Origin of the sequence: Pseudomonas sp. ES1 (assembly GCF_050586605.1) — a bacterium.
GTDB classification, from domain to species: domain Bacteria; phylum Pseudomonadota; class Gammaproteobacteria; order Pseudomonadales; family Pseudomonadaceae; genus Aquipseudomonas; species Aquipseudomonas sichuanensis.
In genome coordinates this window covers 16,243-38,558 of the sequence record NZ_JBOBDM010000043.1, presented here as the reverse complement: position 1 = coordinate 38,558, position 22,316 = coordinate 16,243, and the positions used below count along the sequence as shown (strand labels likewise).

The following is a 22,316-nucleotide window of genomic DNA, read 5'->3' as shown; positions in this document are numbered from 1 at the left end:
GAAACCATCAGGAAGAAGGGGTTTCGCATGCGCAAACTGTGCGTCTTGGCGGCCGTTGCCGCTGTTTCCATGGGGCAGGCAGTGGCTGTGCAGGCTGCTGACATTTCGTTTTCGCTGGGGCAGACGGGGGACTCGACCTGGGTCTATCGGCTGGGCTTGCAGTCGAACTGGGACGCCAGCTGGTGGCAAACCGGGGTCGGGCGCCTGACGGGCTACTGGGATGGTGCCTACAGCTATTGGCAGGGTGACAAGACCGCCAGCAACCACAGCCTGTCGTTCGCGCCGGTGTTCGTCTATGAGTTCGCGGGCGAGTCGGTCAAGCCCTACATCGAGGCGGGGATTGGTGTAGCGGCATTCTCCAGCACCGAACTGGAAGACAATCAGTTGGGCTCGTCATTCCAGTTCGAGGACCGTATCGGCTTTGGCCTGCGCTTCGCGGGCGGGCATGAGCTGGGGATTCGCGCCACCCACTATTCCAATGCCGGGTTCAAGCAGCCCAACGACGGGGTGGAAAGTTACGCCCTGCATTACCGCATGCCGTTGTAGGGCGATCCATGCTTCCAACGTTGGGGGCGCTGGCGCGCCCCTTTCGCGGCACAAGGGACGCGCAGCGGCCCCGGCATGCTCAAGCCAGGCGCATTTTCGGAACACCTTGAAACCACCGCCTGTTCAGCTCGGCAACGGCCAGAGGCTGTTCAGGCTTAGCGCCTCAAGCACCAGTTCAGGTTGGCGCTGTTCCAGGCGTGCCAGCAACTCGTTGGCGGCGGTCTGTGCGGTCCAGGGTTCCGGGATGGCCTGGGCCAGGGTGACCGGGGTTTTCAACGACTGCGGCGCGACGACTGTCAGGTCCACGCCCAACGTCTTCAGGGTTGCGCGTTGGTTGCGCAGCCACCTTGGCAGGCTGTTGAGGCCGCTGGGCCGTTGGTTTGGCTCGAACAGTTGTGACGCCGAATAGCGGCTCAGGACCACCATCACCTGCGGTTTGTCACCCTTGGCGAGCAAGGGCAGGGCCGCCGCCAGGCAGTGCTCGGCGGCGCGCAGGTTGCTGGCGACGATCATCTCGAACAGGTCGGTGCCCGTCACGTCGTCGGCCAGGTAGTCGCAGCTGCCGGCGTTGATGATCAAGGTGTCGAGCGCACCCCACCGCGCCTGCAGCTGCTGGCTGGCGGTATCGGCCTGGCCTACCTCCTGTAACTGGCCAGGAAGGCAAAGCACCTGTTCGCTCAAAGTTTGGAGTTGCTCGCAGTCCCTGCTGCTTGCGGCGACCCGTTGCCCCAGGTCGAGCAATCGTTCCACCAGGGCCAGACCAAGTCCGTTGGTAGCCCCCGTTACCCAGAAACTGCGTGTAGTACTCAAATTGTTTCCCTCTGATCCTGCCAGGTGGACAAACCCTTGAAGGCGTCCAATGCACGCTGGCGACTGCGTTCGAGATCGACGATCGGACTGATGTAGTAATTTGTAGCAAACAGATCGGCGGATTTCACCGGAAAATGTATGTGTTTATCATCCCTGTGCCGCAGCTCTGGCAGCCAGTGACGGATGAAAACGCCCTTAGAATCGAAGCGTTGCGACTGAGTGACCGGGTTGAAGATGCGAAAGTAGGGCACTGCGTCTGTGCCTGTCGATGCACTCCACTGCCAGCCGCCGTTGTTGGCGGCCAGGTCGCCGTCGATCAGGTGGCGCATGAAATGGCGTTCCCCCTCGCGCCAGTCGATCAGCAGGTTCTTGCTGAGGAACATGGCCACGATCATGCGCAGGCGGTTGTGCATCCAGCCGGTGTGCAGCAGCTGGCGCATGGCGGCATCGATGATCGGGAAACCGGTGCGGCCTTCTTTCCAGGCTTGCAGGTCTTCAGGTGCGTTGCGCCAGGGCAGGGCCTCGGTGTGGGCACGGAAGGCGCGGTGCCGGGACACCTGTGGATAACCCACCAGGATGTGTTTGTAGAACTCCCGCCACAGCAGTTCGTTGACCCAGGTCTGCACGCCGGCATTGCCGCTGTCGAACTCACCCTGGTTGCTGGCCAGGGCGGCATGCAGGCACTGGCGCGGCGAGATCACCCCCGCGGCCAGGTAGGGTGAAAGTTGGCTGGTGCCGGCCACGGCGGGCAGGTCGCGCTGTTGTGGGTAGTCCTCGACACATTCGTCGAGGAAGCGCGCCAGGCGCTGGTGCGCTTCGTCCTCGCCGGCCGGCCAATGCTCGCTCAGGGCAGGGGGTATGCCGTCGAAGCCTTCGATGTGCGCAGGGATGGGGTCGCTGGCGATGGCCACGGCGCTCTGGCGCTGAACACGCGGGGCGCGGGCGGGCAGGCTGCGGTGCAGGTGCTCCAGGCAAACCCGTTTGAACTGGCTGAATACTTGGAAGTAGTGCCCGCTGCGAGTGAGCACGCTACCGGGCTTGAACAGCAACTGGTCGAGATGGCCGTAGGCACCGATCCCGGCCTGTTCCAGCTTTCGTGCGGTGGCCTGGTCGCGTCGGGCTTCGTTGACGCCGTACTCGTCGTTCCAGTGCACGGCCTCGATGTTGTGCTGGCGGCACACCTCGAGTACCGCTTCAGGCACCTGGGCCCAGCTGTCGGTATGGCGAATCAGCAGCGGGATGTTCAGGGCTTGCAGCGACTGGTGCAGCTGGCGCAGGTTGCGCAGCCAGAAGTCGACCTTGCAGGCGGCGTCGTCGTGGCTTTGCCACTGCCCGGGGCTGGCGATCCACAGGGCCACGGCAGGGCCGCGCTGGCAGGCGGCCGAGAGGGCGGTGTTGTCGTCGATGCGCAGGTCGCTGCGCAGCCAGATCAATTGCATGGGTTTAACGGCCTGTTGAGTGTTGAAGGCGGTGCAAGGCGGCCTGTGGGCTGTCGAACAACTGCAGGCCGGGCAGGCCCAAGGCTTGCAGTTCGGCCTGATGCAGGCTGATGCTGCGGCCGCCCAGGAGTTTTGCGCTGTTTAGGTCCTGCAGGGTGCGGCCGAGGGCGGCGAGGTCCGGGCGCCGGCCGAGGTAGAGCAGCAGCGCGCGTGGCTGCAGCAGCTCGACGGCTTGGCGCAGTTGGCGGGGTTCCACGGGCCATTCGAGGATCTCCAGCGGCTGGCCACTGCTGCTGAGCAGCCAGGCGCAGAGCCAGAACTCGGCATCGAAGGGGGTGTCGTCGGTGCGTGCGAGCAGTACGCAAGCCCCCGCCAGGGAATGGCTGTCGTGGTACACCCGGGCGCCCAGCTTGCTGCGCAGCCAGGTGTTGAAGAACGCCTGCTCCAGGCCCGCGTCGAAGTGCGTTTGCCAGCGCAGGGCAAGCGCGTCGAGCAGCGGCAGCAACAGCCGTTCGCACACCGTGACGGCCGGATACAGGGCCATGGCCTGATTCAGCAGTTGGTCGAGTGGGCGTTGCGCCAGATGGGCGATGGCTTCGATCAGTTGCTCGATGCGCTCACCCCATTCGCCCTCGACCGGGGTGCTGGCGTCCGCCGCGTTGTCCAGCAGTGCGCGCACCTGGCTTACCGCCGCGCCGCGTTCGAGCCAGCGCAGCACTGCTTGGACGCGCTGCACCTGGTCCTGTGGATAAAGGCGGTGGCCCTTGGCTGTGCGTTGCGGCTTGATCAACCCGTAACGGCGCTCCCAGGCGCGCAGGGTGACCGGGTTGACGCCGGTCAGCCGGGCGACTTCGCCAATGGGTAGCAGGGCTTCAGATGGCATTGCGCAGCCCGAGGCGTTCAGGGTGGGGTTGCAGGTAGGCCTGCTGCAAAAGGTAGGGGTCGGGGTGGCAACGCAGGTGGTGTTTGAGCAGGGTCAAGGGCACCACCAGCGGCACCACGCCTTGCTGGTACTGGCCGATGATCTGCTGCAGCTCGGCCTTGTCGGCCTGGTCGAGGTCGTTGCGCAGGTAACCGCTCAGGTGCTGCAGCACGTTGCCATGGGTGCCGCGGCTGGCGCAGCGACGCAGGGCTTGCATCAGCTGGCTGAAATAAGCGCGACCGAACTGCTCGGGGTCTTGGTCGCGGGTCATGCTGCCGAGCAGCTTGCCCAGGCTTCGATACGCCTGCGGGTTATGGGCCATCAACAGGTACTTGTAGCGGGCGTGGAAGCGGATCAGCGCGCCACGGCTGAGGCCGCCCTGCAGCACCTGCTGCCAGTCGGCATAGGCATACACGCGGCTGATGAAGTTCTCGCGCAGCACCGGGTCGTGCAGGCGGCCTTCTTCTTCCACCGGCAGGTCCGGGCGGCTGGCGCAGAAGGCGGCGGCGTAGGCGCCACGCCCGCCCTGGCTGGCCGGGTAGCCGTTCTCCTGGTACACCTTGACCCGCTCGAGCCCGCAGGAAGGCGATTTCTGCATGAAGATGTAGCCGCAGATATCGTCGAGTTCGCTGGCCATCTGTTGGCCGTAGGCACGCAGCGGGCCCGAAAAATCGGTGCTGCTGTCGCGGGTGCCGGTGACGGCAGGGTGCTCCGGGTCGCCGACCAGGCGGATCGGTTCGCGAGGTACGCCCAGGCCGATGGCGACTTCCGGGCACACGGTCACCCATTCGAAGTGCTCATCGAGCAGCTCATGGCACAGGTCGGAGTGCTTGTGCCCGGCGTTATAGCGCACGTTGAGGCCGGTGAGACAGGCGCTGATGGCCAGGCGTGGCTTGCCGCTCGGGGAAGGATGGTTCATGGCGTGCTCCGGAATTACTTGTACAGGCAGCAGGGTTTGTACAAGGCAATTCCAGCACATTTGAAAACTTATACAAGAATTATTTCTTGTATAGATTTTTTTGTCCGGCTATTCCAGGTGTTCCAGCAATCGCCGGGCCGCCTCCTGGCCGCTGAGCCAGGCGCCTTCGACACGCCCGGACAGGCACCAGTCGCCACAGGCATACAGGCCCAGGTCGGCATCGGCCAGGGCGCCCCATTCATGGTTCACGGCTGGCCGGGCATACAACCAGCGGTGGGCGAGGGCGAACGTCGGCGCAGGCACCACGCAACCGACCAGCTCGGCGAATTCGCCCCACAGTTGTTCGATCACGTCTTCCTTGGGCAGGTCGATATGTTGCTTGCTCCAGTTGGAGGTGGCGTGCAGCACCCAGGTGTCGAGGTGCGCTTCACGCCCGGGCTTGCTGCGGTTGCGCGCCAGCCAGTCGAGCGCGTTGTCTTGTACGAAGCAGCCTTGCATAGGGGTATCGAGCGGGGTTTCGAAGCCCAGGGCGATCGCCCAGGTCGGCTCCATCTGCACACCTGCAGCGACTGCGGCAAGCTTTGGGGTGGCGGTCAGCAGTTGCGTTGCCTGGGGCGCCGGCACGGCGATGACCACGCGGCTGAACGGGCCGTGGCTGCAGCCATCGGTGTCCTGCAGGTGCCAGTAGTGCTTGCCGCGGAACACCTCGGCGATGCGGCAGCCGAAGTTGACCGTGACGTCCTTGAGCAAGCCGCGGGTGATGGCGCTCATGCGCGGTACGCCGACCCAGCGGGTCTGTTCGTCAGGGGAGGGGGTGAGTTCGCCATCGCGGTAGTTGTACAGCTGCGGCTTCCACTGTTCGGCCCAGCCGCTGGCGACCCAATGTTGCACCTGCTCGACGAAACGCCGGTCGCGGGCGGTGAAGTATTGGGCACCGAGGTCAAGCGCACCGGCCTCGCTGCGCTTGCTGGCCATGCGCCCGCCGCTGCCGTGGCCTTTGTCGAACAGATGGACGGTGTGCCCGGCTTTCTGCAAGGCCTGGGCGGCGGACAAACCGGCGATGCCGGCACCGATGATGGCAATAGGTACTGTCATGATGGCCTCTTCGAACCTCGCTGTTCGCAGCCTACGCTGCCAGGCAAACCTGTACAATACGCAATGTTTGTATAAGGTTATTCCGCTCGATAGGGCAGCTTGGCCTATGTTTATCCGAGAGCGTTCGGTCAAAAAAGTGCCTTGATCTTAAAAATAGACCACGGCCGCCAACTCTGAGGACACAGTCATGCATATATTGCTGACCGGCGGTACCGGCCTCATCGGCCAGCACCTTTGCCAGCTGTGGCGAGGGCAGGGTCACCGCCTGACCGTGTGGAGCCGTACCCCCGCGCAGGTGCCCAAACGCTGCGGCAGCGACGTGCGGGGTGTCGCTCGGCTGGAGGACATTGCCGCGGATGATGCCGTGGACGCGGTGATCAACCTGGCCGGCGCGCCGATCGCCGACCGGCCCTGGACAGCCGGGCGACGCAGCCTGCTCTGGGCCAGCCGGATCACCCTCACCGAGCAGTTGCTGGCCTGGCTCGAGGGCCGCGAGCAACGCCCCGAGGTGCTGATATCCGGCTCTGCCGTGGGGTGGTATGGCGACGGTGGCGAGCGTGAGCTGACCGAGGCGTCCGTGCCGGTGAAGGAAGATTTTGCCAGCCAGTTGTGCATCGCCTGGGAGGAGACCGCCTTGCGCGCCCAGGCCCTTGGCATCCGTGTGGTGCTGGTGCGAACGGGGTTGGTGCTGGCCAGCGACGGCGGCTTTTTGTCGCGCCTGCGCCTGCCGTTCAAGCTGGGGCTGGGCGGGCCGCTGGGCGATGGCCGGCAGTGGATGCCGTGGGTGCATATAGACGATCAGGTCGCCCTGATTGATTTTCTGTTGCAGCACAAGGAGGCCAGCGGTCCTTATAATGCCTGCGCCCCGGAGCCGGTGCGCAATCGCGAGTTCGCCAGGCAACTGGGGCGTGCCCTGCATCGGCCGGCGTTGCTGCCGATGCCGGCGGTGCTGCTCAAGGCCGGGCTGGGTGAGTTATCCACATTGCTGCTTGGCGGCCAGCGTGCCCGCCCGGTGCGCCTGCTGGCGGCAGGCTTCACGTTCCGCTTCAACGATCTGCAATCGGCGCTGGGCAACCTGTCCAGCCGCCTCTGACATAGGACGCTGCATGACCGATCACGCTCTGCTGCTGGTCAACCTGGGCTCGCCGGCCTCCACCTCGGTGGCCGACGTGCGCCGTTACCTCAACCAGTTCCTCATGGACCCGTACGTGATCGACCTGCCCTGGCCGGTGCGACGCCTGCTGGTGTCGCTGATCCTGATCAAGCGCCCCGAGCAGTCGGCCCATGCCTACGCCTCGATCTGGTGGGACGAAGGTTCGCCGCTGGTGGTGCTGACCCGCCGCTTGCAGCAGGCGATGACCGCCCACTGGCCCCATGGCCCGGTCGAGATCGCCATGCGCTATGGCCAGCCGGCGCTGCCCGAGGTGCTTGAGCGCCTGGCTGCCCAGGGCGTGCGTAAAGTGACCCTGGCGCCGCTTTATCCACAGTTCGCCGACAGCACCGTGACCACCGTGGTGGAGTTGGCCAAGCAGACCATCGCCGAGCGCAAGCTGCCGTTGCAGACCCGTATCCTGCAGCCGTTCTACGACCACCCCGACTACATCGATGCGCTGGTCGCCAGCGCCCGGCCGCACCTGGAGCAGGGTTACGATCACCTGCTGCTGAGCTTCCATGGCCTGCCCGAGCGCCATCTGAAGAAGCTCGACCCCACCGGCAACCACGATTTCCAGGCCGCCGACTGCTGTGCCGGCGCCAGCGCCGAGATGCGCGCGGTGTGCTATCGCGGCCAGTGCCTGGCCACCGCCAAGGCTTTCGCGCAGAAGATGGGTATCCCGGATGGCAAGTGGTCGGTGTCGTTCCAGTCGCGCCTGGGGCGCGCCAAGTGGATCGAGCCCTACACCGAAACGCGCCTGGATGAGCTGGGCAAGGCGGGGGTGCAGAAGCTGTTGGTGATGTGCCCGGCATTCGTCGCCGACTGCATCGAGACGCTGGAAGAGATCGGCGATCGGGGCAAGGAGCAGTTCATCGAGGCGGGTGGCAAGGAACTGGTGTTGGTGCCGTGCCTGAATGATCACCCGGAGTGGGTGAAGGTGTTGGCGGGGATGTGCGAGAAGGCTTGAGGCCTGGGTTGCCTGGGCTGGCCTCTTCGCGGGTAAACCCGCTCCCACAGGTTCGGTGAAAATCCTGTGGGAGGAGGTTTATGTGCGATATGGCCTGAGGCCTGGGTTGCCTGGGCTGGCCTCTTCGCGGGTGAACCCGCTCCCACAGGTTCGGTGAAAATCCTGTGGGAGGAGGTTTATGTGCGAGAAGGCCTGAGGCCTGGGTTGCCTGGGCTGGCCTCTTCGCGGGTGAACCCGCTCCTACAGGTTCGGTGAAAATCCTGTGGGAGGAGGTTTATGTGCGATATGGCCTGAGGCCTGGGTTGCCTGGGCTGGCCTCTTCGCGGGTGAACCCGCTCCCACAGGTTCGGTGAAAATCCTGTGGGAGCGGGTTTACCCGCGAAGAGGCCAGATCAGGCTAGCGCCGAATCAAGGCAACTGATCATCCAGCTTCTTGTGTTTCCAGCCATCGTTGCCCGGCAGGATCAGGTTCAGGGCAATGGCCACAATGGCGCACAGGGCAATACCCTTCAGGCCCCAGTCGTCCGGGCCGTCGCCGCTGCCGATCAGTACGCCGCCGATGCCGAACACCAGGGTCACCGACACGATCACCAGGTTGCGCGCTTCGGCCAGGTCGATCTTGTGGCGGATCATGGTGTTCATGCCCACCGCCGCGATCGAGCCGAACAGCAGGCAGAGGATGCCACCCATCACCGGTACCGGGATGCTCTGCAGCAGCGCGCCGAACTTGCCGATGAAGGCCAGGGTGATGGCGAACACCGCCGCCCAGGTCATGATCTTCGGGTTGTAGTTCTTGGTCAGCATCACCGCGCCGGTCACTTCGGCGTAGGTGGTGTTGGGCGGGCCGCCGAACAGGCCGGCGGCGGTGGTTGCCAGGCCGTCACCCAGCAGGGTGCGGTGCAGGCCAGGCTTCTTCAGGTAGTCACGACCGGTCACGCTGCCGACGGCGATCACCCCGCCGATGTGCTCGATCGCCGGTGCCAGGGCGACCGGAACGATGAACAGGATGGCCTGCCAGTTGAAGGCCGGGGCGGTGAAGTTCGGCAGTTCCAGCCAAGGGGCCGCGGCGATCTTGGCGGTGTCGACCACGCCAAAGGCGAACGACAGGGCAAAGCCCACCAGCACGCCGGAGATGATCGGTACCAGGCGGAAGATGCCTTTGCCGAACACCGCCACGATCAGCGTGGTCAGCAGCGCCGGCATGGAGATCATCATCGCGGTCTTGTACGGCATCAGCGCAGCGCCGTCACCGCCCTTGCCCATGGCCATGTTGGCGGCAATCGGCGCCATGGCCAGGCCGATGGAGATGATCACCGGGCCGATGACCACGGGCGGCAGCATGCGGTCGATGAAGCCGGTGCCTTTGATCTTCACCATCAGGCCCATGAAGGTGTAGACGAAGCCTGCGGCCATCACGCCGCCCATGGTCTCGGCCAGGCCGAACTGGCCCTTGGCGAGGATGATCGGGGTGATGAAGGCAAAGCTCGACGCCAGGAACACCGGGACCTGGCGACCGGTCACCAACTGGAACAGCAAGGTGCCGATGCCGGCTGTGAACAGCGCGACGTTGGGGTCGAGGCCGGTGATCAGCGGCATCAGCACCAGCGCGCCGAATGCCACGAAGAGCATCTGCGCGCCCGAGACGACCTGGCGCCAGAGCGGGTCGTTGAAGCCGTCCTGCATGGTCAGGCGTCCTTCTGCTTGGTGCCGAAGATCTTGTCACCGGCATCGCCCAGGCCGGGGACGATGTAGCCATGTTCGTTCAGGCGCTGGTCGATCGAGGCGGTGTAGATCTTCACATCCGGGTGGGCTTTCTCCACCACTTCGATACCTTCAGGTGCCGCGACCAGCACCATGGCGCGGATCTCTTTGCAGCCGGCTTTCTTCAGCAGGTCGATGGTGGCGACCATCGAGCCGCCGGTGGCCAGCATCGGGTCGATGATCAGGGCCAGGCGCTGGTTGATGTCCGGTGCGAGCTTTTCAAGGTAGGTGTGCGCTTCGAGGGTTTCCTCGTTGCGGGCAACGCCCACTGCACTGACCTTGGCGCCGGGGATCAGGCTGAGCACGCCGTCGAGCATGCCGATGCCGGCACGCAGGATAGGCACCACGGTGATCTTCTTGCCGGCGATTTTCTCGACCTGCACCTTGCCGCACCAGCCGTCGATCTCGTAGGTCTCGAGTGGCAGGTCCTGGGTGGCTTCATAGGTCAACAGCGCGCCGACTTCCTGGGCGAGTTCGCGAAAATTCTTGGTGCTGATATCGGCGCGGCGCATGAGGCCGAGCTTATGGCGGATCAGCGGATGGCGGATCTCACGAGTAGGCATAGGGGGGCTCCGGAAGGCGGGCAAAAAAACCGCGCTAGATTAATCTATTCAGTCCTGACTGTCGTGCGGTCATTGTGCACGTTAGTCCATAAAGGCTTGATCTGGGACGAGCGGATGCGTACCTTTGCCCGCTTTTCCAAAACGCACCCCCTGGAGAGCGCCATGTCCGCCGATCTCGAGCATATCCGTCAAGTGATGCACGAGGCTGATTGCCTGTACAACGAAGCCGAGGTCGAGGCCGCCATCGCCGAGGTCGGCAAACAGATCTGCAAGGACCTGCACGACAAGAACCCGGTGGTTTTCTGCGTGATGAACGGTGGCCTGATCTTCGCCGGCAAGCTGCTCACCCACCTGCAGTTCCCGCTGGAGGCCTCGTACCTGCACGCCACCCGCTACCGCAACCAGACCAGCGGCGGCGAGCTGTTCTGGAAGGCCAAGCCCGAGGTGTCGTTCATTGACCGTGACGTGCTGATCGTCGACGACATCCTCGACGAGGGCCACACCCTCAGCGCCATCATCGAGTTCTGCAAGCATGCCGGTGCCCGCTCGGTGCACACCGCGGTGCTGATCGACAAGGATCACGACCGCAAGGCCAGCCCGGACCTGAAAGCCAACTACGTCGGCTTGCCGTGCGTCGACCGCTACATCTTCGGCTATGGCATGGACTACAAGGGTTACTGGCGCAACGCCAACGGCATCTTCGCCGTCAAGGGCTTGTAATCATGCGCCAGCCCGCGTTTATCGATCAGGCGTTGTTCACCGGGCTGGCAGCACAGTCAGCGGCCAACCCGCGTGGCCGCCAGCACCACAACTTCCATGACATGGAAGAGCCTTGCCACCGCATGGCCGTGGGCCTGCAACCGGATACCTACATTCCGCCGCACCGGCACCTGAGCGCGGACAAGGCCGAGGCGTTGATCGTGCTCAAAGGGCGGATCGGCCTGCTGATTTTCGACGAGCAGGGTACCGTCACCGGCAAACGTGTCATGGAGGCGGGCGGTGACTGCCTGGGTGTCGATCTGGCGCCGGGGACCTACCACGGGTTGGTGGTGCTGCAAGCCGACAGCATGCTGTTCGAATGCAAGGCCGGGCCTTACCGCCCGGTGGGTGAGGGCGAGCTTGCCCACTGGGCGCCGCGTGAAGGCGAGGCCGGTGTGGCCGAGTACCAGGCCTGGATGCGCGCGCAGTTCGACTGAGCGGTCAGGCGGCCTCGCCGAGCAGGCCGCTTCGGCCGAACAGACCATGCTAGAGTGCCCCTTCAAGCCAAGGAGCCTCACATGCGTGCGTTCGTCCCTCTCCTGCTGGCGGTGAGCCTGCCGCTATCCGCTGCCCCGCTGCACAGCCAGTTCCTGCCCCCCGACGACCTCGCCCTGCGCCAGGAAGCACCGACCAGCCAGCAGTTGCTACAGGTCACCGACTATTCGGTGGTGGTGGGCACCCAGCGCCAGTCCGACCAGCAACCCATCCCAATCACCTCCTCGTTGCAGATGCGCCTGAAGGGCAAGCCCTTGAGCAAGGGCTCGACCATCGGCGAGGTGCTGATCAACTTCGACGGCGAGGGCGGCAAGAGCCTGAAAAAGCCGGCCTATGACGACAAGCGCCGCACCCTGACCCTCAATTACCCGATGGCCGACTATCGGGTGATCATGGACCTGCTGCGCAACGAGACCCTTTACGTGCAGTTCCTCACTTATGGCAACGGCCATGTCTGGGCCGATCTGCACACCGGAACCGTACGTACGCGTTGAGGCACGATCGACTCGAGGGGTACACTGCCGGCCTTCGAAAATGTCCTAGACAGTCCAGTGGGAGTCCTTGATGCGTAAAGACAAGAAACAGGTGATTGGTGACGAAATCAGCGACGAGTACATCAAGAGCTTCCTGCAGTTCGAGCCGGCCGATGGCCTCACCTCGCCGTCGCACCACAAGCTGATCAAAGGCTACCGTGGCCTGCGTATCGACGATTTCGAGCGTTATGTCGGTTTCTTCCTCGAGGCCGGATACGACCTGGATGGCAAGGACGAGCACGGCAAGACGTTCGTCGAGGTGATTGCCGACCAGCGCAACGCCCCTGAGTACATCGAGATCATCGACAACGCCCGCGGCTGATCCCGTGGGCGCATGCCCCTGTAGGAGCGGCAAGGCCGCTCCTACAAGGCGGTGCAAAGCCTGGTGGTCCAGGCACAAAAAAACGCCCCGAGGGGCGTTTTTTCGTTTCAGCCGGTTCAGGCGTAGTGCTTGGCCGGGCTGTCCTGCGCCAGGTCCAGCGCCACATCGTTGTCGGCGCTGATCTTGTGGTACAGCGCAGCGTCGGTCGCCAGGACCTTCTCGCGGGCCGGGAAGATTTCCTTGAGCTTGGCAGCCCAGGCACCCTTCGCCTGCTCGGGGAAGCAGCGCTCGATCAGCTCGAGCATGATCGACACGGTCACCGAAGCGCCGGGCGATGCGCCGAGCAGTGCAGCCAGGCTGCCGTCCGCGGCCGAAACCAGCTCGGTGCCGAATTGCAGCACGCCGCCTTTTTTCGGGTCTTTCTTGATGATCTGTACCCGCTGGCCGGCCACTTCCAGGCGCCAGTCCTCGGCTTTCGCCTCGGGGTAGAAGCGACGCAGGGCTTCCAGGCGTTGCTCCATCGACTGCATCACTTCGCTGACCAGGTACTTGGTCAGGTCCATGTTGTCGCGGGCCACGGCCAGCATCGGGCCGATGTTGCCCATGCGCACCGACAGCGGCAGGTCCATCAACGAGCCGTGCTTGAGGAACTTGGTGGTGAAGCCGGCGTACGGGCCGAACAGCAGCGAGGTGTTGCCATCGACCACGCGGGTATCCAGGTGCGGAACCGACATGGGCGGGGCGCCAACCGCGGCCTGGCTGTAGACCTTGGCCTGGTGCTGCTTGACGATCTCCGGGTTGTCGCAACGCAGCCACTGGCCGCTGACCGGGAAGCCGCCGAAGCCTTTGCTTTCCGGGATGCCGGAGGCCTGCAGCAGGGGCAGTGCGGCACCGCCGGCGCCGAGGAAGACGAAGCGGGCGTCGACTTCACGGCTGCCGCCGCTGTTGACGTCCTTGATGCTCACGGTCCAGGCGCTGCCGTTACGGCGCAGGCCGACGACCTTCTTGCTGTACTTGACCTGGGTGTCCGGGCTGTTGCCCAGCAGCTTGAGCAGCTTGTTGGTCAGGGCGCCGAAGTTGACGTCGGTGCCTTTGGCCACGCGGGTCGCGGCGATGCGCTGGTCAGCCGGGCGGCCCGGCATCATCAGCGGCATCCAGTCGTTCATCACGGCCTTGTCTTCGGTGTATTCCATCTCCGAGAAGGCGTGGTGCTGCTTGAGCAGCTCGAAGCGCTTCTTGAGGAAGTCGATACCCTTGTCACCCTCGACGTAGCTCAGGTGCGGAACCGGGTTGATGAAAGCACGCGGCGAGCCGAAGTTGCCCTTCTTGCTCAGGTAGGCCCAGAACTGGCGCGAAACCTCGAACTGGGTGTTGATGTGCACGGCTTTCTTGATGTCGATGCTGCCATCGGCGGCCTGCGGGGTGTAATTCAGCTCGCACAGGCCGGCATGGCCGGTACCGGCGTTGTTCCAGGGGTTGGAACTCTCCGCGGCTCCGGAGTCCATCGCCTCTACGACCTCAAGCTTCAGGGTCGGGTCGAGCTCCTTGAGCAGTACGGCCAGGGTGGCACTCATGATGCCCGCGCCTACCAGTACCACATCAACCGATTCGTTCTGCGCCATTTAACGCGTCTCCACAATCTACAGCTACCTAATTGACAGCACAGGATCCCTGGGTTTGCCAGGATCGCCATGTCCGACTCTTCGCAGTTCTTGCAACTTCAGCGGACACTGCCAATCAGTCTTGGGTGTTCAGGTATTGAACGCCGTTTGCCACGGGTGCGGCAATTCGACTTATGGTCAAGTGATCCGTCATGCGTTACGGGCCGGCCTCAGGCTCCCATCCAGGATGAGCGCTTGTGCCGTCTGCGCAGGGCTGTTTGTGAAAGATCTGCTGCTTTTACACATGCCAGACTGTTCATTGCTCGCCACACTCTCGTGAAGTTGTGAAAAACCGTTTTTTCACGCTCTTTTGGAGACGTGAACCTCAAAAGTGGACTGCACGATGGCAACCCGCAGGTTCATGCGCAGCAGAAGGCCGGAAACAGCAGGCACGACAGCCAATGCAAGACCTGAGTGGAAGGCTCTCTGTGGGCGAAGCGTAGAAGGTGCCGGGGTCAGTCGGCGAATGCGGGGCCCGATCAGGAGACGTCCTTATAATCGGGGGCAGATTATAGCGAGGTCGCAGGCAGAAAGGTCGGTCTTTATGGGTTTTTATTGCAGCGTTTGTCAGGCTGCGAGGGGGCGACGCTGCCAACGGCTGGTTGCGTGGCTGCAAATTCGGGCGCTGGCGGGTAGCGGTTGGCCCAGCCAGCCGAGGTGCGCCTCGCTGACCAGGACCCAGCCGGCGGCCGTTGGCGGCTGGCGCGTGTGCTTGAAGCCCAGGCAGATGCCATTGCTGTCGAGGTGGGCGTAGGTGAAGTGGCGCTGACGTTTGAAAAGCAGGGTCCAGAGCGAGGCCATGGCGGTTTGTCCTGTCAGGTCGGGCTGGCGCAAGCATAACGGCGGGGGCATGAAACCATTGTGACAAGCGGGGCGAGCTGCAAGCCGAAAGCTGCAAGCAGCAAGAAAGCCGTGTGCCGTCACGCGCTCTGCCTCCTCTTGCAGCTTGAGGCTTGCCGCTTAGAGCTTGCCCCTAGGTATACTGTGGGCCTTTGCCGCTTTTTCTGGAGAAATGCGCATGTTGCAACGTCTGTTGGTCGGTTTGTTCGCGGTGGCCAGCCTGAGCCTGGCCGGGTGTGCCCACAGCCCGCAACAACTCAGCCCGCAACCCAAGCTCACTCAGCAACTTGCGCCGGTCGGCCATGGCCAGCCGGTGGTGGTCAGGGTGGTTGACGGTCGCGCCTCGCAATCGCTGGGCACCCGTGGGGGCATGTACCCCGAAACCAGCACCATCAGCGTCAGTGGCAATGATGTCGTGCCCAAGCTGCAGGCCCAGGCCGAAGCGGCAGTGCGCCTGCTTGGCTTCACCCCGACGCCCAACGCTGGCAACGCGCCGCAGCTGACCGTGACCCTGGCCGAACTGAAGTACCAGTCGCCCAAGGACAAGATGTACGTGACCGAGGCCACCATCGGCGCCACTTTCCGCGCAGACGTGTCGAACGCCAACCGCCGCTACAGCGGCCGCTACGGTGCTTCGCTCGACCAGCGCTTCGGCATGGCGCCGAACCAGGAAACCAACACCAAGCTGGTGAGCGATGTGCTCAGCGATGCCCTTACCCGCCTGTTCAAGGACCCGACCATCGGGCAGGTGCTGGGCGAGTAAGCGCTTCGGTGTAATGCAAAAGCCCGCTGCCTGGGTGCCAGGCAGCGGGCTTTTTTGTGCGCAGGCTTCGCCGGTGCCCACAGGGCTGTGCATATCCTGAGTAGAGCGCCGGCCCTGTAGGAGCGGCTTTAGCCGCGAACACCGGCGAAGCCGGTGCCATGCACCGCGTCGCTTGCTTCGCGGCTAAAGCCGCTCCCACAGGATGTTTGCTGGTTTCAAACGATGCATTCAGCCTGCGATGAAGCCGTTGAAGATGTCTCAGGCCGCTAGGACGTGGAAGTCCAGCAAGCTGATGCCGGTCTGCATGTCGACCTCGGGCAGGTCGTCATGGCTGTGTCCGCCCAAGGCGCAATACACCAGCCACTGGCGATCCTGGACATTGATCGAGAAGCTGTCGATCAGCGCTTGTTGCTCATCGCTCTGGGCAACGAGGTACAGGCGGTCCTGGTTTTCGGCGTGCAGCATGACAAGCTCCGGTACGGTGGAAGGCCGACAGGGTGGCCTGTCCTGATGACGAGCGTGTGACAGATGAAATTAACTGACACTTTGTCGCAAAAAGCGGGAGGGGCAGGCCGGCTTGGGTAGAATGCCGGGCTTTGCCGTCGTGATACCGAGGTCGTGCGATGTCGTTGCAAGTGCTCTGGGGCTTCCTGGCTGCCCACCCGGCCAAGCTGATCAACCTGCTGGCCCTGTTCATAACCTGCCCTGGCGGGCTGCTGCTGCACAGTGCCCGGCGCCGCGCCAACATGACCCGTGAAAGCCTGGCGGTGGACGAAGGGCTGGTGGATGCCTTCGACCGGCGCGTGCCGCGTTACTACTACATCCTCGGTTTTTCGTGCCTGGCCATGGCGCTGCTGCTGTCGTGGTTCAGCACCTGGGTCTGAAGCCTGGTGTTCCATTGGTGGTAGCGGCGAACTCAAGACCTGCACTCTGCCTGTGGGAGCGGGTTTACCCGCGAACACGGGCATAGCCCGTGCCAGGCACCGAGGTGTCATCTTCGCGGGTAAACCCGCTCCCACAGGCAGAGTGCAGCTGTTTGAATGGCGAGCAAGACAGTTGCTCGCACAAGCCACTCTTCAGGCGGACAGGGGCTGGCGCTTCACCTGGTACTGGTTGCGCACCGGCGTCGCATACTGCTGCACCAGGTACGGCTGCTGTTCCACCGGGCATGCGTCGAGGCGACGCTGCCATTCTTCCCTGGCCTTGGCCAATTCGTCCGCCGGGAACAACTTCTCCGCGCCTGGCACCTCGAGTGCCGCATCCTTCTCGGCCCACATCGCATAGGCCAGGTAGTGCACCGGGAACAACCGGTAGCCACCAAGAATCTGCCGGTCGATGGCTTGCGCCAGCTGCTTGGTGTCTTCGTGGTACTCGGTCACCGGTGGGGCAAAGTTGATGTGCACGCGCCCTTTGTAGCCGGTAATGCCCTGGGCGATGCTGTTGTCGTCCTCGCCCGGGGCCTTCTTGTAGCTGCCGGTGGTGGCGCGGATATACAGCTCGCGGGCCTTGGCCTGGTCACAGGGGTCGTATTCGTAGCTGATCGACACCGGGATCAGGTTCAGGCTCTGGATCACCGCGCCGAACGGCTCGTCCTTGCGGCTCATGTGGAACATTTTGAGAATGGCCGAATCGGTGCGGTCGTCACCGTCCTTGGCGCGGCCTTCGGCCTGGGCGATCCAGATCGAGGCACCGTCGTTGCGGATCGAGTGGTTGATGTAGGCCGACAGCAGCTGGTAGGCGGCCAGTTTCTCGCGGCGCCCGCTGATCGAGCGGTGCACGATGAAACTCTTGTTCAGGCGCATCATGTCGCTGACGAACGGCTTCTGCAGCAGGTTGTCGCCGATGGCGATGCGCGGCGTGGGCAGGCCCGCGTGATAGACCGCGTAGTTGACGAAGGCCGGGTCCATGACGATGTCGCGGTGGTTGGCCAGGAACAGGTAGGCGGTGCCCGACTTGAGCTGCTCGACGCCGGAATAGGTAACACCGTCGGTGGCGCGGTCGATGGTGCGGTCGACGTAGTACTCGACCTTGTCCTGCAGCGTCGAGACGCAGGTAACGCCGGCGAACTCTTTACGCAGGCGCCGGGCGATCAGCGGCTTGAGCAGCCAGCCGAGGGCGCCCGCCGCGCGCGGGAAGCGGAAGTGGGTGAGGATATCGAGGAATGCCGGGTCGCTGAGCAGGCGTGCCAGAACGGCAGGGACCTCAGCGTCGTCGTACGGTCGGATGGCATCGAATTCGCCCATCATGCTCTCTTGTTGGAAACGGCTAGGGTAATAAGGTAGGGACGGGGTCGGAAAAACGGCTCGGACACACACAGGCCCTGTAAACAGACCGGCAATTATACGCACAAGTCACTCGGGAGGCCGCGATGCTGGAGACTGCACGCTACGATTGTCCCTATTGTGGTGAAGAAGTCGAAACGACGGTGGACCTGTCCGGCGGCGATCAGGAATACATCGAGGACTGCCAGGTGTGCTGCAAGCCTATCCGCTTCGTGCTGCAGGTACATGGCGATGAGTGGATGCTCGATGTCTACGGTGAGAATGACTGATGCAGCGAATCTATGACCCGGAAAGCCTCCTGGAGGCGCAGATGCTGGTGGGCATGCTGGTCAGCGAGGGCATCGAGGTGCACCTGGTCGGGCGCGATCTGATGGGCGGTGTGGGCGAGCTGCCCATGCAGGGCCTGCTCGGCCTGGCAGTGGCCGATGAACAGGCCGGCTACGCGCGGCAGCTGATCGATGCGTACAATGCGGCCCAGCCTCTTGCTGGCGACGAACCGGAAAGTTATCCGGGAACCCTGATCTGTTAGGTTTTGATTTCGCCCATGTGTGGACGCTATGCCCTGTTTCGCTGGTCCCAGGCCTTCGCCGGCCTGCCGGGGTTCCCCCCGGGCCAGCAGCCTCAATGGAACATCTCTCCCGGTGCCTCGGTGCTGATTCAGCGCCAGCTCGATGGCCAGTTGCAACTGGCCAGTGCCCGCTGGGGGCTGACCCCGGCCTGGTTGACCGACCTCTCCCGTACCCCGGCCCAGGCCCGCGCCGAGACCCTCGCAGAGCAACCGATGTTCCGTGAACCGTTCCGCCAGCGGCGCTGCCTGATACCGGCCAACGGCTTCTACGAGTGGCGCGGCACGGCGCGCAAGCGCCCCTATTGGGTCACCCCGGGAGAGGGCTCGGCGCTGTTCTTTGCCGCGGTCTGGGAAGCGTATCCGGTGCAGGAGCAGGTCTGGCTGAGCTGCGCGGTGATCACCCAGGCGGCCATGAACCAGCGCCGGCCGCTGATCCTGGATGAGGCCGAGCAGGCGCTCTGGCTCGACCCGGATACACCGTTGCCGCGTTTGCACGAAATCCTGGCCAAGCCGCCAGGTGCCTTGCGCGAGCGGGCGCTGGCGCTGTTCGTCAATGATCCGAAACTCGATGGGCCGGAGTGCCTGACCCCGGCTTGAGGCCTTGGCGTAATCCCTGTAGGAGCGGCCTTGTGTCGCGAAAGGGCCGCATAGCGGCCCCAAGATCTCGGCATCATGCAAAATCGCCGGGGCTGCTGCGCATCCCTATCGCGGCACAAGGCCGCTCCTACAGGTGTATCTGTGCGCCGTGGGGTCACACCCTGAACTGATTGATCAGGCGCCGCTGCTGCTCGGCCAGCTTGGTCAGCTCGGCGCTGGCCTGGCTCGACTCATCGGCGCCGCCAGCAACTTCGCCGGCCACCTGGCCGATGCTGATCACATTGCGGTTGATGTCCTCGGCCACCGCGCTCTGCTGCTCGGCGGCGCTGGCGATCTGGGTGTTCATGTCGTTGATCACCGACACCGCCTGGGTGATGCTCTCCAGCGATTGCGCCGCGCGGCTGGCCTGCTGCACGCTGACGTCGGTCTTGCCCTGGCTGTCTTCCATCACCTTGACCACCTCGCGGGTACCCTGCTGCAGCTGCTGGATCATCTGCTGGATTTCCTGCGTGGCCTGCTGGGTCTTCTGTGCCAGGTTGCGGACTTCGTCGGCGACCACGGCGAAGCCACGGCCCTGCTCGCCGGCGCGGGCGGCCTCGATGGCGGCGTTGAGCGCCAGCAGGTTGGTCTGCTCGGCAATCGCGCGGATCGCCACGAGGATGGCGTTGATGTTCTCGCTGTCGCGGGCCAGGTCCTGCACCACGGTCACCGCCCGGCCAATCTCGCCGGCCAGTGCGCTGATCGAGTGCGAGGTGTCACGCACGATCTCCAGCCCCTGGTTGGCCGCACGGTCGGCCTCGCTGGCAGCCTGGGCCGCTTGGGTGGCGTTGCGCGCCACATCCTGCGCGGTGGCGGTCATTTCCTGCACGGCGGTGGCTACCTGGTCGATCTCCACCATCTGCTTGTGCACGCCCTGGTTGGTGCGGATGGCGATGTCGGCGGTGTGCTCCGACGAATCGCTGACCTTCTGTACCGAGCTGACCACCTGGCTGATCATCGCCTGCAGCTTGATCAGGAAGGTGTTGAAGCCCTTGGCGATGGCGCCCAGTTCGTCGGCGCGGTCGCTTTGCAGGCGGCGGGTCAGGTCGCCTTCGCCCTGGGCGATGTCGTCGAGCATGGCCACCATCTGGCGCAGTGGGCGGGCGATGCCGTGGGCCAGCAGCCAGATCACCAGCAGGCCCAGCGCGGCGATGCCCAGGCCGACCACGGTCATGCCGGCGATGTCGGTGCGACGTTGTTCGGCCAGGTCCTGCTGCAACTGGTTGACGTCGGCCATCACCGTGCTCAACGGCAGTTCCAGCAGCAAGGTCCAGCGCGCATCGGTGCTGGCGACCTTGAACGGCAGGTACAGCTCGATGCGGTCCTTGCCGGCGTCCACTTCATAATGCAGCGCTTCGCCGCTAAGGCTGCTCAGGGTGGCCGCCTCTTCGCTGGCGAGCACCTCGCTGGCCTTTTCGCCGAACTTCGACGGGTCTCGGGTATAGGCCACCAGGCGGCCATTGCTCGACACCAGTGCCAGCTCGCCGGCACCGTCGTAGAGCTGGCGGTCGGCGGCGTTGAGCAGGTCCTGGATGAAGTTCACCGACAGGTCGGCGCCGGCCATGCCCTGGAACTGGCCATCGACCATGATCGGTTCGACGAACGAGGCGAGCATGACCATCTTGTCGCCGACTTTGTAGGGTGCCGGGTCGATCACGCAGGCCTTTTTCGACTCTTTCGGGCACAGGTAGTACTCGCTGGCGCGCACACCGGTAGCCAGCACGGTGCGGTCATTGACGTCGGCCAGTTGGTCCTGGCCGAGGCTGCCGTCGCCGTTACGGAACCACCAGGGCAGGAAGCGGCCGTTGGCGCCGTCGATGCCGACCAGCTTGCTGCCGACGTAGCGGGCGTCGTCATGGTCGAGGGCGTTGGGCTCCCAGCCCAGGTACGCGCCCAGCACCGTCGGGTTGACCTCGACGGTGCGTTTGAGCTGGTTGATCAAGTGTTCACGGTCGACCCGCATCAGCGGGCTGCCATCGGCGGCCCGCATGCCGAGCATGGCGTTGCTGGTGGCCAGGCTGCGGGCAATCGACAGGGGCGCCTCGAGGCCGCGCTGGATCTCGCTGACCTGGGTGCGGGCCAGGGCTGCCAGGCGCTGCTCGATCACGCTTTCGAACTGCTTCTGTGTGCGCTGTTCCACCAGCGCCTGGGTGCGTTGGCCGGAGTACACGGCGTAAAGCACCAGTGCCGCGACAATGCTCAGCACGATGGCACCGGCCAGGGCGGCCACGGAAAACTGGATCGACTTGAACTTCATGAAAAGCTCCGCGCGCAAGGAGGTCGTATCCCTGGGTTATCGGCGGGCTAATACCAAAGCATGAGGGGCCTGTAAGAAATCTTCCCTGTGGCTCTGGTCGAGGCGAGCATCAGGGCCTAGGATACGCGGCACGTAAAAAGGGAGTGTTTTAATGCGTAAGTCATTCGTTGTCAGCATGTTGAGCGCCAGCGTCCTGCTGGGCGGCTGCCAGGCGGTCAATACCACCAGCGGTGGCGCCGTGGGCGTCGAGCGCAAGCAGTACATGTTCAGCATGCTCTCGACCGATGAGGTCAACCAGATGTATGCCCAGTCGTACCAGCAGACCCTCGGCGAAGCGTCGAGCAAGGGCGTGCTGGACAAGGGCAGTGCCGACGCCAAGCGCGTGCAGGCCATCGCCGATCGCCTCATCGCTCAGGCTCCAGTGTTCCGGCCGGATGCCGCGCAGTGGAAGTGGGAAGTCAATGTGATCAAGAGCGACGAGCTCAATGCCAACTGCGGCCCGGGCGGCAAGATCATCGTCTACACCGGGCTGATCGATCAGCTCAAGCTCAACGATGCCGAGATCGCCGCGGTCATGGGCCACGAAATTGCCCACGCCCTGCGTGAGCACGGCCGTGAAGCGATGTCCAAGGCCTATGGCGTGGAAATGGCCCGTCAGGGCGCGGGTGCCTTCCTCGGGCTTGGCCAGGACAGCATGGCGCTGGCCGACACCGTGGTGAACTACGCCATGACCCTGCCCAACAGCCGCAGCAACGAGAACGAGGCCGACCTGATCGGCCTGGAACTGTCGGCGCGCGCCGGTTACGACCCGAACGCCGCGATCACCCTGTGGAACAAGATGAGCAAGGCCTCCGAAGGTGCACCGCCTGAGTTCATGAGCACCCACCCGGCCTCCAGCAGCCGGATTGCCTCGCTGCAGGCAGCGATTCCGAAGGTGATGCCGCTGTATCAAGCGGCCAAGAAGTAAGCTATTCAGGCAGGGGCGCTGTGCGCCCCTATCGCCGGCAAGCCGGCTCCCACCTTGA

25 protein-coding genes and 1 pseudogene are annotated in these 22,316 nt (G+C 64.0%); 13 read left to right on the top strand and 13 right to left on the bottom strand.

Features of this window, described 5'->3' with window-relative positions; translation table 11 throughout:
- The first annotated feature begins 27 nt into the window (after positions 1-27).
- Entirely contained in the window at positions 28-546 is a 519-nt protein-coding gene (locus tag ACQ4N9_RS18095) for an acyloxyacyl hydrolase (RefSeq protein WP_390968507.1), read from the top strand.
- Between the two features lie 123 nt (positions 547-669).
- Here the strand turns inward: ACQ4N9_RS18095 and ACQ4N9_RS18090 are convergent, their stop codons facing one another.
- The 5 genes from ACQ4N9_RS18090 to ACQ4N9_RS18070 all read right to left on the bottom strand — a co-directional run bounded on the left by ACQ4N9_RS18090 (position 670) and on the right by ACQ4N9_RS18070 (position 5,731).
- Positions 670-1,356: an SDR family NAD(P)-dependent oxidoreductase gene (locus ACQ4N9_RS18090; protein WP_347149333.1), complete on the bottom strand. Its 687-nt coding sequence runs from the start codon at positions 1,354-1,356 to the stop codon at positions 670-672.
- Positions 1,353-2,795 (bottom strand): deoxyribodipyrimidine photo-lyase, encoded by a 1,443-nt coding sequence (phrB, locus tag ACQ4N9_RS18085; protein WP_390968509.1) that lies wholly within the window; start codon positions 2,793-2,795, stop codon positions 1,353-1,355. The genes ACQ4N9_RS18090 and phrB overlap by 4 nt, the downstream gene beginning before the upstream one ends.
- A gap of 4 nt (positions 2,796-2,799) precedes the next feature.
- The gene (locus ACQ4N9_RS18080) at positions 2,800-3,678 is read right to left on the bottom strand and encodes a MerR family transcriptional regulator (RefSeq protein ID WP_390968511.1); all 879 of its coding nucleotides are present in this window, start codon (positions 3,676-3,678) and stop codon (positions 2,800-2,802) included.
- The gene (locus ACQ4N9_RS18075) at positions 3,668-4,636 is read right to left on the bottom strand and encodes a YbgA family protein (RefSeq protein WP_390968513.1); all 969 of its coding nucleotides are present in this window, start codon (positions 4,634-4,636) and stop codon (positions 3,668-3,670) included. The genes ACQ4N9_RS18080 and ACQ4N9_RS18075 overlap by 11 nt, the downstream gene beginning before the upstream one ends.
- 108 nt (positions 4,637-4,744) lie before the next feature.
- Positions 4,745-5,731: an NAD(P)/FAD-dependent oxidoreductase gene (locus ACQ4N9_RS18070; RefSeq protein WP_390968514.1), complete on the bottom strand. Its 987-nt coding sequence runs from the start codon at positions 5,729-5,731 to the stop codon at positions 4,745-4,747.
- 187 nt (positions 5,732-5,918) lie between these two features.
- On the opposite strand from ACQ4N9_RS18070, the gene ACQ4N9_RS18065 reads away from it, so the two are divergent.
- Together ACQ4N9_RS18065 and hemH are read left to right on the top strand one after the other, a co-directional pair.
- A complete protein-coding gene (locus tag ACQ4N9_RS18065) occupies positions 5,919-6,824 on the top strand; it encodes a TIGR01777 family oxidoreductase (RefSeq protein ID WP_390968516.1) in 906 nt (301 codons plus the stop codon).
- A gap of 13 nt (positions 6,825-6,837) precedes the next feature.
- The gene (gene hemH / locus ACQ4N9_RS18060) at positions 6,838-7,851 is read left to right on the top strand and encodes a ferrochelatase (RefSeq protein ID WP_390968518.1); all 1,014 of its coding nucleotides are present in this window, start codon (positions 6,838-6,840) and stop codon (positions 7,849-7,851) included.
- Between the two features lie 408 nt (positions 7,852-8,259).
- Here the strand turns inward: hemH and ACQ4N9_RS18055 are convergent, their stop codons facing one another.
- Together ACQ4N9_RS18055 and upp are read right to left on the bottom strand one after the other, a co-directional pair.
- Entirely contained in the window at positions 8,260-9,534 is a 1,275-nt protein-coding gene (locus ACQ4N9_RS18055) for a uracil-xanthine permease family protein (RefSeq protein ID WP_390968520.1), read from the bottom strand.
- A 2-nt stretch (positions 9,535-9,536) separates the two neighbouring features.
- Positions 9,537-10,175, bottom strand: a complete 639-nt coding sequence (upp, locus tag ACQ4N9_RS18050; protein ID WP_110994785.1) for a uracil phosphoribosyltransferase — start codon at positions 10,173-10,175, stop codon at positions 9,537-9,539.
- 162 nt (positions 10,176-10,337) lie between these two features.
- Between upp and ACQ4N9_RS18045 the strand changes: the two genes are divergently transcribed.
- From ACQ4N9_RS18045 to ACQ4N9_RS18030, 4 genes are all read left to right on the top strand, one after another.
- Entirely contained in the window at positions 10,338-10,895 is a 558-nt protein-coding gene (locus ACQ4N9_RS18045) for a hypoxanthine-guanine phosphoribosyltransferase (protein ID WP_125465523.1), read from the top strand.
- Positions 10,896-10,897: 2 nt separating this feature from the next.
- On the top strand, positions 10,898-11,371 hold the full coding sequence (locus ACQ4N9_RS18040) for a WbuC family cupin fold metalloprotein (RefSeq protein ID WP_390968522.1): 474 nt from the start codon (positions 10,898-10,900) through the stop codon (positions 11,369-11,371).
- Positions 11,372-11,452: 81 nt separating this feature from the next.
- Positions 11,453-11,923 carry a hypothetical protein gene (locus ACQ4N9_RS18035; RefSeq protein WP_125465521.1) on the top strand — a complete coding sequence of 157 codons (471 nt, stop codon included), beginning with the start codon at positions 11,453-11,455 and terminating at the stop codon, positions 11,921-11,923.
- Positions 11,924-11,993: 70 nt separating this feature from the next.
- Positions 11,994-12,284, top strand: a complete 291-nt coding sequence (locus ACQ4N9_RS18030; protein WP_110994788.1) for a PA4642 family protein — start codon at positions 11,994-11,996, stop codon at positions 12,282-12,284.
- Between the two features lie 116 nt (positions 12,285-12,400).
- Here the strand turns inward: ACQ4N9_RS18030 and mqo are convergent, their stop codons facing one another.
- Both mqo and ACQ4N9_RS18020 read right to left on the bottom strand, forming a co-directional pair.
- Complete coding sequence (gene mqo, locus ACQ4N9_RS18025; protein ID WP_390968525.1) at positions 12,401-13,906, bottom strand: malate dehydrogenase (quinone); 1,506 nt, start codon at positions 13,904-13,906, stop codon at positions 12,401-12,403.
- Positions 13,907-14,512: 606 nt separating this feature from the next.
- Positions 14,513-14,746 (bottom strand): hypothetical protein, encoded by a 234-nt coding sequence (locus tag ACQ4N9_RS18020; RefSeq protein ID WP_323830621.1) that lies wholly within the window; start codon positions 14,744-14,746, stop codon positions 14,513-14,515.
- A gap of 217 nt (positions 14,747-14,963) precedes the next feature.
- On the opposite strand from ACQ4N9_RS18020, the gene ACQ4N9_RS18015 reads away from it, so the two are divergent.
- Positions 14,964-15,548 (top strand): YajG family lipoprotein, encoded by a 585-nt coding sequence (locus tag ACQ4N9_RS18015; protein WP_390968527.1) that lies wholly within the window; start codon positions 14,964-14,966, stop codon positions 15,546-15,548.
- A gap of 258 nt (positions 15,549-15,806) precedes the next feature.
- Here the strand turns inward: ACQ4N9_RS18015 and ACQ4N9_RS18010 are convergent, their stop codons facing one another.
- Positions 15,807-16,013, bottom strand: coding sequence for a hypothetical protein (locus ACQ4N9_RS18010; protein WP_125465519.1), 207 nt, complete (start codon positions 16,011-16,013; stop codon positions 15,807-15,809).
- Between the two features lie 158 nt (positions 16,014-16,171).
- Between ACQ4N9_RS18010 and ACQ4N9_RS18005 the strand changes: the two genes are divergently transcribed.
- Positions 16,172-16,432 (top strand): hypothetical protein, encoded by a 261-nt coding sequence (locus tag ACQ4N9_RS18005; protein WP_390968528.1) that lies wholly within the window; start codon positions 16,172-16,174, stop codon positions 16,430-16,432.
- A gap of 192 nt (positions 16,433-16,624) precedes the next feature.
- Here the strand turns inward: ACQ4N9_RS18005 and ACQ4N9_RS18000 are convergent, their stop codons facing one another.
- Positions 16,625-17,794 (bottom strand): 1-acyl-sn-glycerol-3-phosphate acyltransferase, encoded by a 1,170-nt coding sequence (locus tag ACQ4N9_RS18000; protein WP_322359971.1) that lies wholly within the window; start codon positions 17,792-17,794, stop codon positions 16,625-16,627.
- A 122-nt stretch (positions 17,795-17,916) separates the two neighbouring features.
- Between ACQ4N9_RS18000 and ACQ4N9_RS17995 the strand changes: the two genes are divergently transcribed.
- Genes ACQ4N9_RS17995 through ACQ4N9_RS17985 form a run of 3 tightly spaced genes read left to right on the top strand, consistent with a single transcriptional unit; the run spans position 17,917 to position 18,995 of the window.
- Positions 17,917-18,099 carry a CPXCG motif-containing cysteine-rich protein gene (locus tag ACQ4N9_RS17995; protein WP_390968530.1) on the top strand — a complete coding sequence of 61 codons (183 nt, stop codon included), beginning with the start codon at positions 17,917-17,919 and terminating at the stop codon, positions 18,097-18,099.
- Positions 18,099-18,359, top strand: a complete 261-nt coding sequence (locus tag ACQ4N9_RS17990; RefSeq protein ID WP_125860337.1) for a putative signal transducing protein — start codon at positions 18,099-18,101, stop codon at positions 18,357-18,359. Before ACQ4N9_RS17995 ends, ACQ4N9_RS17990 begins: the two co-directional genes overlap by 1 nt.
- A gap of 15 nt (positions 18,360-18,374) precedes the next feature.
- Positions 18,375-18,995: an SOS response-associated peptidase gene (locus tag ACQ4N9_RS17985; RefSeq protein ID WP_390968532.1), complete on the top strand. Its 621-nt coding sequence runs from the start codon at positions 18,375-18,377 to the stop codon at positions 18,993-18,995.
- A 154-nt stretch (positions 18,996-19,149) separates the two neighbouring features.
- Here ACQ4N9_RS17985 and ACQ4N9_RS17980 read toward each other — a convergent pair whose 3' ends face one another.
- Positions 19,150-19,893: a methyl-accepting chemotaxis protein gene (locus tag ACQ4N9_RS17980; RefSeq protein WP_371923704.1), complete on the bottom strand. Its 744-nt coding sequence runs from the start codon at positions 19,891-19,893 to the stop codon at positions 19,150-19,152.
- A gap of 114 nt (positions 19,894-20,007) precedes the next feature.
- Positions 20,008-20,208, bottom strand: a pseudogene (locus ACQ4N9_RS17975) (HAMP domain-containing protein); the annotation flags it as partial.
- A 1,234-nt stretch (positions 20,209-21,442) separates the two neighbouring features.
- Between ACQ4N9_RS17975 and ACQ4N9_RS17970 the strand changes: the two are divergent.
- Positions 21,443-22,258: a M48 family metallopeptidase gene (locus ACQ4N9_RS17970; RefSeq protein ID WP_110994799.1), complete on the top strand. Its 816-nt coding sequence runs from the start codon at positions 21,443-21,445 to the stop codon at positions 22,256-22,258.
- The last annotated feature ends 58 nt before the right edge of the window (positions 22,259-22,316 follow it).